The organism is Pectobacterium versatile (assembly GCF_003932035.1).
Lineage (GTDB): Bacteria > Pseudomonadota > Gammaproteobacteria > Enterobacterales > Enterobacteriaceae > Pectobacterium > Pectobacterium versatile.
Genome location: NZ_CP034276.1, coordinates 2571093 through 2584410, shown reverse-complemented (window position 1 = coordinate 2584410; position 13318 = coordinate 2571093). Strand labels below are relative to the sequence as shown.

14 protein-coding genes and 1 pseudogene are annotated in these 13318 nt (G+C 50.5%); 7 read left to right on the top strand and 8 right to left on the bottom strand.

Annotated features, from left to right (window positions below; translation table 11 throughout):
- Positions 1-19 precede the first annotated feature (19 nt).
- On the top strand, positions 20-1084 hold the full coding sequence (locus tag EIP93_RS11740; protein WP_103183288.1) for an MBL fold metallo-hydrolase: 1065 nt from the start codon (positions 20-22) through the stop codon (positions 1082-1084).
- A gap of 48 nt (positions 1085-1132) precedes the next feature.
- On the opposite strand, the gene EIP93_RS11735 is transcribed toward EIP93_RS11740, so the two are convergent.
- The gene (locus tag EIP93_RS11735; RefSeq protein WP_241229552.1) at positions 1133-1981 is read right to left on the bottom strand and encodes a LysR family transcriptional regulator; all 849 of its coding nucleotides are present in this window, start codon (positions 1979-1981) and stop codon (positions 1133-1135) included.
- Positions 1917-2486 carry a hypothetical protein gene (locus EIP93_RS11730; RefSeq protein ID WP_125232731.1) on the bottom strand — a complete coding sequence of 190 codons (570 nt, stop codon included), beginning with the start codon at positions 2484-2486 and terminating at the stop codon, positions 1917-1919. The genes EIP93_RS11735 and EIP93_RS11730 overlap by 65 nt, the downstream gene beginning before the upstream one ends.
- A 152-nt stretch (positions 2487-2638) precedes the next feature.
- Here EIP93_RS11730 and EIP93_RS11725 point away from each other — a divergent pair, with 152 nt between their 5' ends.
- Entirely contained in the window at positions 2639-3247 is a 609-nt protein-coding gene (locus EIP93_RS11725) for a hypothetical protein (RefSeq protein WP_125232730.1), read from the top strand.
- Positions 3244-3744: a surface-adhesin E family protein gene (locus EIP93_RS11720; protein WP_103940291.1), complete on the top strand. Its 501-nt coding sequence runs from the start codon at positions 3244-3246 to the stop codon at positions 3742-3744. The genes EIP93_RS11725 and EIP93_RS11720 overlap by 4 nt, the downstream gene beginning before the upstream one ends.
- A 245-nt stretch (positions 3745-3989) precedes the next feature.
- Here the strand turns inward: EIP93_RS11720 and EIP93_RS11715 are convergent.
- The 3 genes and pseudogenes from EIP93_RS11715 to pth all read right to left on the bottom strand — a co-directional run.
- Positions 3990-4115: pseudogene (locus tag EIP93_RS11715) on the bottom strand (transposase); the annotation flags it as partial.
- A gap of 294 nt (positions 4116-4409) precedes the next feature.
- A complete protein-coding gene (ychF, locus tag EIP93_RS11710; RefSeq protein WP_039489396.1) occupies positions 4410-5501 on the bottom strand; it encodes a redox-regulated ATPase YchF in 1092 nt (363 codons plus the stop codon).
- A 129-nt stretch (positions 5502-5630) separates the two neighbouring features.
- On the bottom strand, positions 5631-6218 hold the full coding sequence (gene pth / locus EIP93_RS11705) for an aminoacyl-tRNA hydrolase (protein ID WP_010274897.1): 588 nt from the start codon (positions 6216-6218) through the stop codon (positions 5631-5633).
- 438 nt (positions 6219-6656) lie between these two features.
- Between pth and ychH the strand changes: the two genes are divergently transcribed.
- Positions 6657-6926 (top strand): stress-induced protein YchH, encoded by a 270-nt coding sequence (gene ychH / locus EIP93_RS11700; RefSeq protein WP_029368994.1) that lies wholly within the window; start codon positions 6657-6659, stop codon positions 6924-6926.
- A 357-nt stretch (positions 6927-7283) separates the two neighbouring features.
- Here ychH and prs read toward each other — a convergent pair whose 3' ends face one another.
- The 3 genes from prs to lolB form a co-directional block, all read right to left on the bottom strand.
- Positions 7284-8231 carry a ribose-phosphate diphosphokinase gene (gene prs, locus EIP93_RS11690; RefSeq protein WP_010274915.1) on the bottom strand — a complete coding sequence of 316 codons (948 nt, stop codon included), beginning with the start codon at positions 8229-8231 and terminating at the stop codon, positions 7284-7286.
- A gap of 137 nt (positions 8232-8368) precedes the next feature.
- On the bottom strand, positions 8369-9241 hold the full coding sequence (gene ispE / locus EIP93_RS11685) for a 4-(cytidine 5'-diphospho)-2-C-methyl-D-erythritol kinase (RefSeq protein ID WP_125232729.1): 873 nt from the start codon (positions 9239-9241) through the stop codon (positions 8369-8371).
- Between the two features lie 3 nt (positions 9242-9244).
- Complete coding sequence (gene lolB / locus EIP93_RS11680) at positions 9245-9868, bottom strand: lipoprotein insertase outer membrane protein LolB (RefSeq protein WP_039473203.1); 624 nt, start codon at positions 9866-9868, stop codon at positions 9245-9247.
- Between the two features lie 232 nt (positions 9869-10100).
- Here lolB and hemA point away from each other — a divergent pair, with 232 nt between their 5' ends.
- From hemA to prmC, 3 genes are read left to right on the top strand one after another with little or no spacing between them, the layout of a single operon-like run.
- Positions 10101-11357, top strand: coding sequence for a glutamyl-tRNA reductase (hemA, locus tag EIP93_RS11675; protein ID WP_010274925.1), 1257 nt, complete (start codon positions 10101-10103; stop codon positions 11355-11357).
- Between the two features lie 33 nt (positions 11358-11390).
- The gene (gene prfA / locus EIP93_RS11670; protein ID WP_039489407.1) at positions 11391-12473 is read left to right on the top strand and encodes a peptide chain release factor 1; all 1083 of its coding nucleotides are present in this window, start codon (positions 11391-11393) and stop codon (positions 12471-12473) included.
- The gene (gene prmC, locus EIP93_RS11665) at positions 12473-13318 is read left to right on the top strand and encodes a peptide chain release factor N(5)-glutamine methyltransferase (RefSeq protein WP_103860655.1); all 846 of its coding nucleotides are present in this window, start codon (positions 12473-12475) and stop codon (positions 13316-13318) included. Before prfA ends, prmC begins: the two co-directional genes overlap by 1 nt.

Genomic DNA, 13318 nt, shown 5'->3' with positions numbered 1-13318 from the left:
ACGACACCGGATAAACGCTATGCTTTTGTTACTCGTTTTGGCTGTGATTGTAGTCGCCGTTTACGGCTGGTTAAAACAGCCGCAGTATGTATCACCAGAGGTCAAGCCCCAGCCGGAAAACCCACTCTTTCGCGATGGCGCGTTTCATAACCCAGTGGCTCGCCCGACGGTCGATAGCCAGAACCGATTCGCGCTGCTGTACCGCTTTCTTTTCGAGAAAGACGCTGGCGCGTTACCAGATACCCGGCTGCCGTCGGAAAAAACCAATCTGCATCAGTTGAGTAAAACGGATAACGTCATCATCTGGATGGGACACTCCAGCTATTTTATTCAACTGGAAGGGAAAACGTTCCTGCTGGATCCGGTGTTTAGCGACAACGCTTCGCCAGTGCCGCGCACCAACGTCGCTTTCAAGGGCAGCAATGTGTATTCACCGGACGATGTTCCCGAAATCGACTATCTGCTGATCACCCACGATCACTGGGATCATCTGGATTACCCCACGCTGAACGCGCTACGCGGGAAAATCCGCCGCATCGTCACGCCAACGGGCGTAGGTTCCTATTTTGTAAAATGGGGTTTCCCGCAGAAAGACATTACGGAAGGCGGCTGGTTCAGTTGCCTGAAAGAGAACGGGGTCGACATCCATGTGCTTCCGACACAGCATTTTTCTGGCCGGCTCCTCAAACATAACCAAACGCTGTGGGGCTCATTTGCGCTGATCACGCCACAGTATCGTCTGTATCTCGGCGGGGACAGCGGCTATGGCGCGCATTACAAGGAGATCGCTGAGCGTCTGGGCGGGTTCGATATCGCGATACTGGAATGCGGGCAATACGATCGGGACTGGCCACACGTGCATATGACGCCGGAAGAGAGCGCGCAGGCGGCCAGTGATTTGCAGGCTAAAGCGGTATTGCCGAGCCATAACAGCAAATTTAAGCTAGCGCACCACCGCTGGAACGATCCGTTGGAACGTATTGCGCAAGCCAGCGAAAACCAAGACTGGCGACTGATGACACCCCGCATTGGCGAACGCGTTCAGGTTGATAATCCGCAGCAGACGTTTAGTCAGTGGTGGTAGCGGGGCGAAACGAGAGTAAAGCTCGCATTCCTCCGCCACGGAGCGCTATTAACCAAACGTTTTCTCACTCAGGCAGTCAATGAATGCCCGGAGTTTGGGAGACAGGTCGCGACTGGCCGGCCAGAGAATCCACATTGGGCTGCTATTTTGAGTGAAGTCATCAAGGATGGTCTGCAATCGGCCATCACGCAGGTATTTCGCCACGCTGAAATCTGGCAGGCAGGCAATGCCTTGGGCCTGTCGGGCCAGATGGATGCGCATTTCTATGCTGTTGCAGACTAGCGAGAGTGGAAGGTCGTAGGTATTTTCCTCTGCTGTTAGCGGGAGCGGCCACGGTTCGAGGCGGCCGGAGCTGGGAAAGCGGTAATGTAGGCAGATATGCGTCTGAAGATCTATCGGATGCTGTGGCTGCCCGTGTTCCTTAAAATATTCTGGCGCACCGACCAGCACGCGGCGGAACGTGCCCAACTGACGGCGCTTGAGTCCTGAATCCGCCAGGGTTCCGGTGCGTACAGCGGCATCAAAACTATCACCAATGACATCCACCAGACGGTCGGAGAAATCCAGATCCAGTTCTACCGCCGGATAGCGCCGCATAAAATCTGCGATGACAGGCTCGAACAGGCTGCTGTGTCTGGGCAGGCTGACGCGCAATTTACCGTGTGGCGTCTCGCTGGCCTGCGTCATTTCGAGTTCAGCAGCTTCGACCTCGCTCAGAATACGGCGACAGCGCTCAAGGAATTTTTCACCTTCGGCGGTCAATGCCAGCGTTCGCGTGCTGCGTGAGCAGCCAGCAGGTGCGAGTACCGCGCAGCGGACATAGTGTGGGGTTTCACCATTCGGTGGTCTTAATGAAATGACCCGTGCTGAGTGATAGGCAGAATGGTTCCCATCCACCTGGTGGGTCCCATTCACCCGAACCATAAATCACATTATTCTGAATCTCATTAATAATCACGACATCGATAGCACATTGCTTTGATTGCCAGATGATTCCAGAGTCTACGTTAATGAGAAATGTGTATAAAAACGTTGTGACAAGAAAGGTGCTGCCGAGCACGCCAGAGGTGATGTCTGGGACTGGATAAAGATGACCGACATAATCGTGTAAATGTATGCTTTTTACTTCATGCGATACGGTGTCGAATAGGTGAACATGCTGACCATACAATAATGCAATCTTATTTTCGTTAAGAAGAAGATCGCGAAAGCACTGCTCGAGTAGATAACCGTTATCATCAATCTCAACGTAAATACAGAGAATGATGATGGGTTCGTCATGCTTGCAGATGAGTACGCTCTGTCGCTGCTTGGCACCATGAGGAAACGGATTGATATCAATCCTGAGAATGGTGCTTTCAGGATAAATTTCAGTATCGAGAAACTGTGCGGTATAGACCATAGTAAATTTTTAGCATTTTGCTACAAAGATGGTGATGTCATTATATGCTCGTTTTTCACGATCTCCGTCAATATACTTGCATGTTCTGGTATTTAAAATAACGTAGAAATTGATTTAGCGTTATGATTTTATTTAAATGATAAGGATGTTTTATGAGACGTGTGGTTTTTCCTCTCACCTTTCTGACATTAAGTGTGATGGGGTCAGTACAGGCAGAATCTCTCCAGGAAAGTTTATTGCATTGTGATAACCGTTTCTTCAGCGAACTTTATGTCCAGCAGAAAACATTCATCGGTTCTGCCCTTCTGAAGACTGATAATAAACACCATGCCTGGTTTGTCCCTCCCAAAAATGGAGGAGACATTATCTGGTTTTCCCAGCCAGTAAAATCTGACAACTTAGTGTTTTCTGGCTATTTCATGCGTCAGAATGATTTAGATGAAATGGGAAAATACTACTTCTGGGGCTTGATTATTGATGGTTCAGCCGCAGAGGTTGCTGCTGCTTTATCCAAAGTAAATTGGCAAAAAGCGGGAGATGAGTATTTCGCTAATCCTATGATAAAACGCCCCGGAGACCAGATGTGGAAACTTAACTCTGGTGCTGCAAGCGGTATTGCTCCAGCGAAAGGAAGTGTGGAAAAACTTGCCTTGTTAAGTGACAGCGGGGGTAAAGCACAATTACTCTGCTCGGTACAAGGTAGTGTGACTGATGAGATTTTACTGCCTCTTCGCCCTGACTTGATAGGGAACGAAAAATGATTAAGTCTTTTGGGCTATTTGCAGTATTAGCTTTGCTGGCTGGCTGCACCAGCCACAGCCAACTGAAGAAAGAAAATGTAAGTAACCCTCCAGCAGGAGTGATAAAAATTATGAGCGATGAGCAAGTTCTGACCTTTGCGGACTTGCGTAATGTCTCATCCTATCAGGGTAATAACCGTCTTCGTCGGCTATATACGATCAATAATTATACTGAAAGTAAAAAGATCGGTAAAAACCCCGATATTTATGTCGCGAGTTCCCGTGCTATTAACGTCATCAATTGCGACTCTCTTGAAAGAGCGGTATTCGAACGTGTCTATTTTTCGCAGCCTTATGCACTTGGTGATGTAATAGCAATAGTGGATGAAATAGGGCAATGGGAGCCATTTCATAAAGAGTCAATGATGGGGCTTATCGCAGGTATGGTTTGCCAAATTGCGCCAGAACGATTGAAACCGGAACTACCAAAAGAAACACGTACGCCAGTGTTAGGGTAAAAAACGGTATTCATTCTTTAAGGGGAAAATTAAAGATATTGTATCTTATTATTTTTTAGTATTTGAGAGATTGCATGAGATAACGAAAGCTATTTAGATGGTGATGAATAGCTTTCTTATTTAATCGCATTAGATAGCGATTCCACTTTGGCTAACCTAAGTGCCATCGTATTCATATTATCGCGCAGCCAGATGTAACGGACGCCAACCCAAAACTAGATTCAATACTTGCAAAACGGAGGTAGTCTATAGATGTAAAAGGTGGCTTCAGAAATCCCCATCTTTCTGCAGACCTCCTCCACCCGTATGCCGGTTTCAGCCTGCTTCAGGGCAAACGCAATCTGCTCTTCGGTATAACGTCTCTTTTTCATGCCGGATGACCTCTTTTTGACGGAGAAGAGAGGCCGAAAACTCTACTTTACGCCGGTACTGAACAAAGGGAAGAGATCACTTTTCTTTGAGTTTTGCTGTGCGCCATTGCGTACCAGTGAGCATAACGATTCTTATACCGTTATTGTACCCACCTATGTACTCATTTTTAGTTGCGCTGTAGCGAGATTAAATGAGACGTCAGGAAAACAAAAATCCACGCAGTTGCGTGGATTTTAAAGGGTTTGTTAGTCTTCATGCGATGCTATGAGATCCCATGAGACAACAGAAATGATTTAGACGTTGAACAGGAAGTTCATCACGTCGCCATCTTTTACGATGTATTCCTTGCCTTCTGAACGCATTTTTCCGGCTTCTTTCGCGCCTTGTTCACCTTTGTAGGTGATGAAATCGTCATAGGCGATAGTCTGTGCGCGGATGAAGCCTTTTTCGAAGTCGGTGTGGATCTTACCGGCGGCCTGTGGTGCGGTGGCGCCGACAGGGATCGTCCAGGCACGAACTTCTTTCACGCCAGCGGTGAAGTAGGTTTGCAGATCCAGCAGTTCATAGCCCGCGCGGATTACGCGGTTCAGGCCCGGCTCTTCTAATCCTAACTCAGCCATGAATTCTTCACGATCTGCATCATCCAGTTCCGCAATATCGGATTCAACGGCGGCGCAGACGGCCACAACGACAGACCCTTCAGCGGCTGCGATTTCGCGCACTTTATCGAGGTATGGATTGTTTTCGAAACCGTCTTCGTTGACGTTGGCGATGTACATCGTTGGTTTCAGCGTCAGGAAGCTCAGGTAGCGGATAGCTGCTTTGTCTTCATCGCTTAAATCCAGCGAGCGCAGCATGCCAGCGTTTTCCAACTGAGGTAAACATTTCTCCAGCGCGGCCAGCTCAGCTTTAGCATCTTTATCGCCGCCTTTCGCTCTCTTCTGCACGCGATGAATGGCGCGTTCGCAGGTGTCGAGGTCAGACAGTGCTAATTCAGTGTTGATGACTTCGATGTCATCAGCTGGATCAACTTTGTTGTTTACGTGGATAATGTTGTCGTTTTCGAAGCAGCGTACAACGTGGCCGATGGCTTCCGTTTCACGAATGTTGGTCAGGAACTGGTTACCCAAACCTTCACCTTTGGACGCGCCTTTTACCAGACCGGCGATATCAACAAATTCCATGGTGGTAGGAAGGATACGCTGCGGCTTAACGATCTCAGCCAGCTTGTCCAGACGTGGATCGGGCATCGGCACTACGCCAGTGTTCGGCTCGATGGTACAAAACGGGAAGTTGGCCGCTTCGATGCCGGCTTTGGTCAACGCATTGAACAGAGTGGATTTACCGACGTTAGGCAGCCCAACGATACCGCATTTGAATCCCATGTTTATATCACCTTAAATAACTTATTAATCAGGCAATTACTATCTCTTGCCTGTCAGAATGGAAATATTTCGGCCGATTATACACGGAATGGCGATTTATCTCGATCTGCCATCCGCATTCTGACCAGATTATGCCGCTTTGAAGGCATGCAAGCGGTTCATCGCTTTGATCATGTCTTCTTTCATCAGGATTTCTGTGCAGCGTACGGCTTCGTCAATGGCATCGTCGATCAGCGTCTGCTCGCTCGTCGGCGGTTTGCCCAGCACAAAACCGGTCACTTTGCTTTTATCACCCGGATGACCGATACCAATGCGTAAACGATGGAAGTTCGGGTTGTTGCCCAATTTACTGATGATGTCTTTCAGACCGTTATGGCCGCCGTGTCCGCCGCCCAACTTAAGTTTGGCAATTCCCGGTAATAAATCCAGTTCATCATGCGCAACCAGAATTTCATCAGGTTGGATTCGGTAGAAAGTGGCCATTGCCGCGACGGCTTTGCCGCTCAGGTTCATGAACGTGGTGGGAACCAGCAGGCGTACATCTTGCCCAGCCAGATTCAGGCGAGAGGTGTAACCAAAAAATTTGCTTTCTTCTTTCAGCGGCTGACGGTAAGCGTCCGCCAGACGATCGACAAACCAGGCACCCGCATTATGACGAGTGGCGGCATATTCCGCGCCAGGATTAGCCAGGCCGACAATTAATTTAATGCTGCTCACGGTATATTCCAGATTACGTGCTTAAACTTACGCAGGGTAGTGTGATAATGAGAACGCTAGTTTACACACCGCATGAGGTATAGCCAAATATACACGTCATACTTCAAGCTGCACGTGCGTTGGCTTTCCTCGCTCACCCCAGTCACTTACTTGAGTAAGCTCCTGGGGATTCACTGCGTTGCCGCCTTCCTGCAACTCGAATTATTTAGGGTATATCGGTGTTGGAATGTGAAAACATTGTTATTTATTTAGTGGTGTGATTATTCGGATTTTTGTCTATTTGTTTGTTTAAACGTAAAAAAATATTAATCATTCCCCTTATCTGTGATCCCTCCCGCAATCATCTAAGTATATTATTGTCTATAATTACATCAATAATAAGACAGTAAACAGTAATGGCACTCCGATTCATCCACAGAATTAATCTGGAGGTGGCAGATGAAACGCAAGAACGTGACAGTACTAGGTAATGTATTGATGGGTATCGGGATGATCATGATGATTGGCGGCATCGGTTTTTCTATCGCCAGCCAGTTCCCGAAACTGAATGTTCCTGAATATATGACTTACATTGATCTGGTCAGTATTTTTTCTGGCGCAATATTTTGGTTGGCGGGGGCGCGTATTAGCGGGCGTGAAGAAGTTGCAGACCGTTATTGGTGGGTTAAGCACTTTGATAAGCGTTGCCGCCGCCAGCGTCATCCATAACCGTTAATGAAGTCATAGGCGTTATGTACATTGAACAATAGAGCCGCTGTAGCCTCGCTATGGCGGTTTTTTGTTTTTTATAGTGGTATACACTAAATAATTCGAGTTTCAGGCAGGCGGCAAGGGAAGGACAAATTCGTCGGGAACGAATTTGACCAGCCAAAGGCTGGCCTTCGGTGAGAGACAGGATGTCTCTCATTTCATCCCGATGAGCTTACTCAAGTAAGTGATTCGGGTGAGTGAACGAAGCCAACGCACATGCAACGTGAAGTATGACGTGTATAGAAATAAGAAAGCCACCTTGTTACAGGTGGCTCCATCATTATCGTTTGTGATCGGTTATCCGATCAGCGGCGATTAATGTTCAAACATCGCAGAAATGGATTCTTCGTTGCTGATACGACGAATCGCTTCGGCCAACATCCCGGACAGCGTCAGCGTACGAACATTCGGCAGTGAACGAATGTTTTCCGCCAGCGGAATGGTATCGCAGACAATCACTTCATCAATTACAGAGTTCTTGATGTTCTCGTAAGCATTGCCTGAGAAGATCGGGTGTGTGGCATACGCGAATACACGTTTAGCCCCACGTTCCTTCAGCGCTTCCGCCGCTTTGCACAGCGTGCCACCGGTGTCGATCATATCGTCAACCAGCACACAGTCACGGCCAGCGACGTCACCGATGATGTGCATCACCTGAGAAACGTTGGCACGCGGACGGCGCTTGTCAATGATCGCCATGTCGGTATCGTTCAGCAGTTTAGCGATTGCGCGAGCACGCACAACGCCACCGATATCAGGAGAAACCACGATCGGGTTTTCCAGATTCTGTTGCAACATATCTTCCAGCAGGATCGGGCTACCGAATACGTTATCTACCGGGACATCGAAGAAACCCTGAATCTGCTCAGCGTGCAGATCAACAGTCAGAACACGGTCAACACCCACGCTGGACAGGAAGTCAGCAACGACTTTCGCGGTGATTGGCACACGTGCGGAACGCACGCGACGATCCTGACGGGCATAGCCGAAGTAGGGGATAACGGCGGTAATACGTCCCGCGGAAGCGCGACGCAGAGCATCGACCATCACAACCAGTTCCATCAGGTTGTCATTGGTGGGTGCACAGGTGGACTGGATGATGAAAATATCACCACCGCGTACATTTTCATTGATTTGCACGCTGACTTCGCCATCGCTAAAACGACCGACAGCGGCGTCGCCAAGGCTAGTGTACAAACGGTTGGCAATACGTTGTGCTAGTTCCGGGATGGCGTTACCAGCAAAAAGCTTCATATCAGGCACGAGAAGAACCTCAGGCTTGCGTCCAGAGAAATATTGCACCTGCCAAGCAAGGAAAAACAACAGGTACAACATGCATACGGGTGTATGAATTAAGTTTGCTACAGACTGGCCGCGTGGCAGCCGGTGTGTGGCAAAACCTAACGTTGCCCAGAAAGCGTACGTTGTAGCGGAGAGATATTAACACCTCTTGCGACGAAACCGTTTAACCATTCCGGGGCCTGGTCAAGCACCTGACGGGCTGCGAACTCGGTGTCAAACTCTGCAAACACACAAGCCCCCGTTCCAGTCAGGCGCGCCGGGGCATATTCTAGCAGCCATGAAAGTAGCTGTTCAACCTCACGAAAACGTTTTCTTGCGATAGCTTCACAATCATTGACGAAGGTCTGGTTTAATAAAGTTTCTAAATCACGAATTGGCGAATTCCGCATCAACTCAGGATCGCCAAAAATCAACGGCGTGGCGATACTAACACCAGGGTGGGCGACCAGATACCATTTCTCTGGCGGATTTGCAGGTGTTAACTGTTCGCCGATACCCTCGGCAAAGGCGGCATGCCCACGAACAAAGACGGGTACATCCGCACCTAATTGCAGGCCCAGTTCGGCCAACGTATCAACGTTCAGCCCGCTTTGCCACAAATGGTTGAGAGCGACCAAAACGGTAGCTGCATTGGATGATCCGCCGCCCAGCCCGCCACCCATTGGCAGGCACTTATCGATACTGATGTCTGCGCCGAACTGGGCAGGGCGAAGTGCATGGCGTTCGCAGTGTTGCTGTAATAAGCGTGCGGCGCGGACGATCAGGTTTTGCTCGTTCTCTACCCCGTCGACAGGAGTAAGCAGGTTAATCTGGTCGTCATCACGCGGCCGAATCGTCAGAGTGTCACCATAATCCAGAAACTGGAATAGCGTTTGCAGCAGGTGATACCCGTCCTCTCTCTGACCGGTAATGTAAAGAAACAGGTTCAGTTTGGCGGGGGCAGGCCATGTCTCGATAACCGTCGGTTGCATCGCTTATTTAACCATCCAGTTATTCATCTTCAGCTTAATACGCTGTTCACCCTGTACCAGCTCCAGACTGGTTGGCAGCGGAGGTGTCAGCTCAGTGTTGTAGCTCTGATAGCTGACATTCCAGTTTTGATTGCCTTGGCGATAGGTGATGGTTTTCAGCAGGTAGCGTTCATCCAGCGTGAATTCGGTCGCGTCGCCTGGGATGCCGAGAATCCACTGGCGCAGATTGTTCAGTGGGATCGCCATGCCAGTCAGTTGCTGAATCATGTATTCGGCATCCTTACCCACGTAACGCTTGCCCTGATTGTCGGTGATTTGCACGCCGTCAGGTTGGGCTCGCAGTTCTAATTCGGTGCTGCCGAGCGGGTTGGTCAACAGCAGCCGATAACGCTGCGGCGGTGTGTCCTGCCAGAAGAAATTGGCTGATACTCTTTTACTATCGGAGATATAGGCAAAAGCGCCGCGCGTCTGATATTGGCTGAGCTGCTGGACCTTTTGCTGGTGCTGTTGCCACTCTGGCGAGGTGGCACTTTTACCCGTTTGAGTCGGTTGATTAACGCTACAGGCAGCGAGCAATATGCTGGCTAAAGGCAGTAAACGCAGGCATCGGACGGTTTTGGTTGGCATGTCGGTCGTATCCTGTAAATGAACAAAGTCCGTGAAATACGTCACGCTAACGGGCTTACTGCTCAGCGTCAATGATTGTTATTCGTTAATGGCGTTTATTGTTTTTTGTCAAAAAGTGTATACCTCAGACGAGGTGTATCGCGTGCTGTCGCTTTTCTTGCTCTCCTGCATCAAGTAGAATGCGATTCAAACGAAATCCATACTAAGACCGGTATTACTCAGAAACAGCCTAATGACCCTGCTTGCGCTTGGTATTAATCACAAAACCGCACCGGTTTCTCTGCGTGAACGCGTTGTGTTCTCACCAGATAAACTCGGCGTGGCCCTCGACAGTCTGCTACAGCAACCGCTGGTGCAGGGCGGCGTTGTGCTGTCTACCTGCAATCGTACGGAACTCTACCTTAGCGTTGACGAACAGGAAAACCAGCGTGAGCAACTGATTCGCTGGCTGTGTGAATATCATCAATTGCGCCCGGAAGAAGTCAACGGCAGCCTGTACTGGCATCAGGATAATGCCGCCGTTAGCCATTTGATGCGCGTTGCCAGCGGTCTGGATTCTTTGGTGTTAGGCGAACCGCAGATTTTGGGGCAGGTGAAGAAGGCGTTTGCCGAATCACAGCGTGGTCATTCCTTGTCCAGCGAGCTGGAGCGGCTGTTTCAGAAATCTTTTACCGTTGCCAAGCGGGTTCGTACAGAAACGGATATCGGTGCCAGTGCGGTGTCGGTGGCATTTGCCGCCTGTACGCTGGCGCGGCAGATTTTTGAATCACTGTCAGATGTCACGGTGCTGCTGGTTGGTGCCGGAGAAACCATTGAACTGGTCGCTCGCTATCTTCGCGAACACAAAGTGCAGAAAATGGTGATCGCGAACCGCACCCGTGAACGCGCGCAGGCGCTGGCAACGGAAGTCGGTGCAGAAGTCATCACGCTGGCAGAGCTGGACGAACAGCTCGTCCATGCTGATATCGTGATCAGTTCAACGGCAAGTACACTGCCGATTATCGGAAAAGGGATGATGGAACGGACGCTGAAAGCGAGACGGAATCAGCCAATGCTGATGGTAGATATTGCGGTACCGCGTGATATTGAGCCGGAAGTTGGCAAATTACCTAACGTTTATCTCTACAGCGTGGACGATCTGCATGCGATCATTCAACATAACCTCGCGCAGCGCAAAGCGGCGGCGGTACAGGCTGAATCTATCGTGCAGCAGGAAAGCTCCGACTTCATGGCGTGGCTGCGTGCGCAGTCCGCGGTGGAGACCATTCGTGATTATCGTGCTCAGGCCGATGAATTGCGTGCGGAAATGACGGCCAAGGCGCTGGCTGCCATTCAACAAGGCAATGACGTTGAAGCGGTGATTCAGGAACTGACACACCGTTTAACCAACCGTCTGATTCACGCGCCGACCAAATCCCTTCAGCAAGCCGCTCGTGACGGCGACCAACACCGGTTACAAATTTTACGTGACAGCCTTGGGCTGGACTAGCATTCATCTCTATTACAGGATTTAACCGCCCGCATGAAGCCTTCTATTGTTGCTAAACTGGAAGCGTTACAAGAACGCCATGAAGAAGTCCAGGCGTTACTCGGTGAGCCCAGCGTCATCGCTGATATGGATCGCTTTCGCGCGTTGTCGCGAGAATATGCGCAGCTCACTGATATTACCCGCTGTTTCCAGCAATGGCAGCAGGCGCAAGAGGATCAGCAAACCGCAGAAATGATGCTGGACGATCCTGAAATGCGCGATATGGCACAGGAAGAGCTGAAGGAAAGCAAAGCGACGATTGAAGCACTGGAGCAGCAGCTTCAGGTGTTGTTGTTGCCGAAAGATCCCGACGATGAGCGCGGCTGTTTTCTGGAAGTACGCGCCGGAACCGGCGGTGACGAAGCGGCAATCTTTGCCGGCGATCTGTTCCGTATGTATAGCCGTTATGCTGAAGCACGCCGTTGGCGTGTTGAGGTGGTGAGCGCCAGCGATGGTGAACATGGCGGCTATAAAGAAGTTATCGCCAAAATCTCTGGTGATGGTGTTTACGGCCAGCTCAAGTTTGAATCCGGTGGCCATCGCGTTCAGCGTGTTCCTGCGACTGAATCTCAAGGGCGCATTCATACCTCGGCCTGTACGGTCGCCGTTATGGCGGAAGTGCCGGAAGCGGAGATGCCGGACATCAACCCAGCGGATTTGCGCATTGATACCTTCCGCTCTTCTGGCGCGGGCGGTCAGCACGTTAACACCACCGATTCCGCCATCCGTATTACCCACTTGCCAACCGGTATTGTCGTGGAGTGTCAGGATGAGCGTTCACAGCACAAAAACAAAGCCAAAGCGCTATCGGTGTTGGGGGCGCGTATTCGTGCCGCAGAAGTGCAGAAACGTCAGTTGGAAGAAGCGTCAACCCGCCGTAACCTGCTCGGCAGCGGCGATCGCTCTGACCGTATTCGTACTTACAATTTCCCGCAGGGAAGGGTGACCGATCACCGCATTAACCTGACACTTTACCGGCTGGATGAAGTCATGGAAGGGAAACTGGACACGCTGATTCAACCAGTCGTGCAGGAATACCAGGCCGATCAGCTTGCTGCGTTGTCCGAGCAGGAATAATGACGTATCAGGATTGGTTAATCTCGGCCACGGCACAGCTCGTGGCGGGAGAAAGCCCGAAGCGAGATGCGGAGATTTTGCTGGGCTTTGTGACTGGTAAGTCCCGCACGTTCCTGCTGGCGTTTGGTGAAATTGAGCTGAACGCGCCTGAACAGCAGCAATTAACTGAACTGCTGGCGCGTCGTGAACAGGGAGAACCCATCGCTTATTTGATCGGCGTGCGCGAGTTCTGGTCACTGTCGCTGGCTGTTTCGCCCGCCACGCTGATTCCTCGACCTGATACCGAATGTCTGGTCGAACAAGCCTTGCTACGCTTGCCTCAAACGCCGTGTGCCGTGCTGGATCTGGGCACCGGAACCGGCGCGATCGCGCTGGCGCTGGCGAGCGAACGGCGTGATTGTCGGGTGACTGGCGTTGATGTTCAACCGGATGCCGTTACGTTAGCGACAAAAAATGCCCAGCAATTGGGGCTCGACAACGCGAGTTTCCTGTCAGGAAGTTGGTATTCACCGCTTGATCACACGCGCTTTGCGCTTATCGCCAGTAACCCACCGTATATCGATGCGGATGATGTGCATCTGTCGCAGGGAGATGTCCGTTTTGAACCTGCCAGCGCACTGATTGCCGCCGACAACGGACTGGCGGATTTACGCACGATTATTGAATCCGCTCCGCATTATTTAGACGACGGTGCCTGGCTGCTGCTGGAACATGGCTGGCAGCAGGCTGACGCGGTGCGTCAGCTATTGCAGGCCCGAGGATTTACACAAATAGAAACCTGTCAGGACTATGGTGGCAATGACCGCGTGTCGTTAGGACGCTGGTTGGATACCCCAATTTATTAG

Excerpts from the sequence above, each read along its gene's own strand:
- EIP93_RS11740 (WP_103183288.1), top strand. The coding sequence starts at position 20 with ATGCTTTTGTTACTCGTTTTGGCTGTGATTGTAGTCGCCGTTTACGGC.
- EIP93_RS11730 (WP_125232731.1), bottom strand. The coding sequence starts at position 2,486 with ATGGTCTATACCGCACAGTTTCTCGATACTGAAATTTATCCTGAAAGC.
- EIP93_RS11725 (WP_125232730.1), top strand. The coding sequence starts at position 2,639 with ATGAGACGTGTGGTTTTTCCTCTCACCTTTCTGACATTAAGTGTGATG.
- EIP93_RS11720 (WP_103940291.1), top strand. The coding sequence starts at position 3,244 with ATGATTAAGTCTTTTGGGCTATTTGCAGTATTAGCTTTGCTGGCTGGC.
- ychF (WP_039489396.1), bottom strand. The coding sequence starts at position 5,501 with ATGGGATTCAAATGCGGTATCGTTGGGCTGCCTAACGTCGGTAAATCC.
- ychH (WP_029368994.1), top strand. The coding sequence starts at position 6,657 with ATGAAACGCAAGAACGTGACAGTACTAGGTAATGTATTGATGGGTATC.
- ispE (WP_125232729.1), bottom strand. The coding sequence starts at position 9,241 with ATGCAACCGACGGTTATCGAGACATGGCCTGCCCCCGCCAAACTGAAC.
- lolB (WP_039473203.1), bottom strand. The coding sequence starts at position 9,868 with ATGCCAACCAAAACCGTCCGATGCCTGCGTTTACTGCCTTTAGCCAGC.
- hemA (WP_010274925.1), top strand. The coding sequence starts at position 10,101 with ATGACCCTGCTTGCGCTTGGTATTAATCACAAAACCGCACCGGTTTCT.
- prfA (WP_039489407.1), top strand. The coding sequence starts at position 11,391 with ATGAAGCCTTCTATTGTTGCTAAACTGGAAGCGTTACAAGAACGCCAT.
- prmC (WP_103860655.1), top strand. The coding sequence starts at position 12,473 with ATGACGTATCAGGATTGGTTAATCTCGGCCACGGCACAGCTCGTGGCG.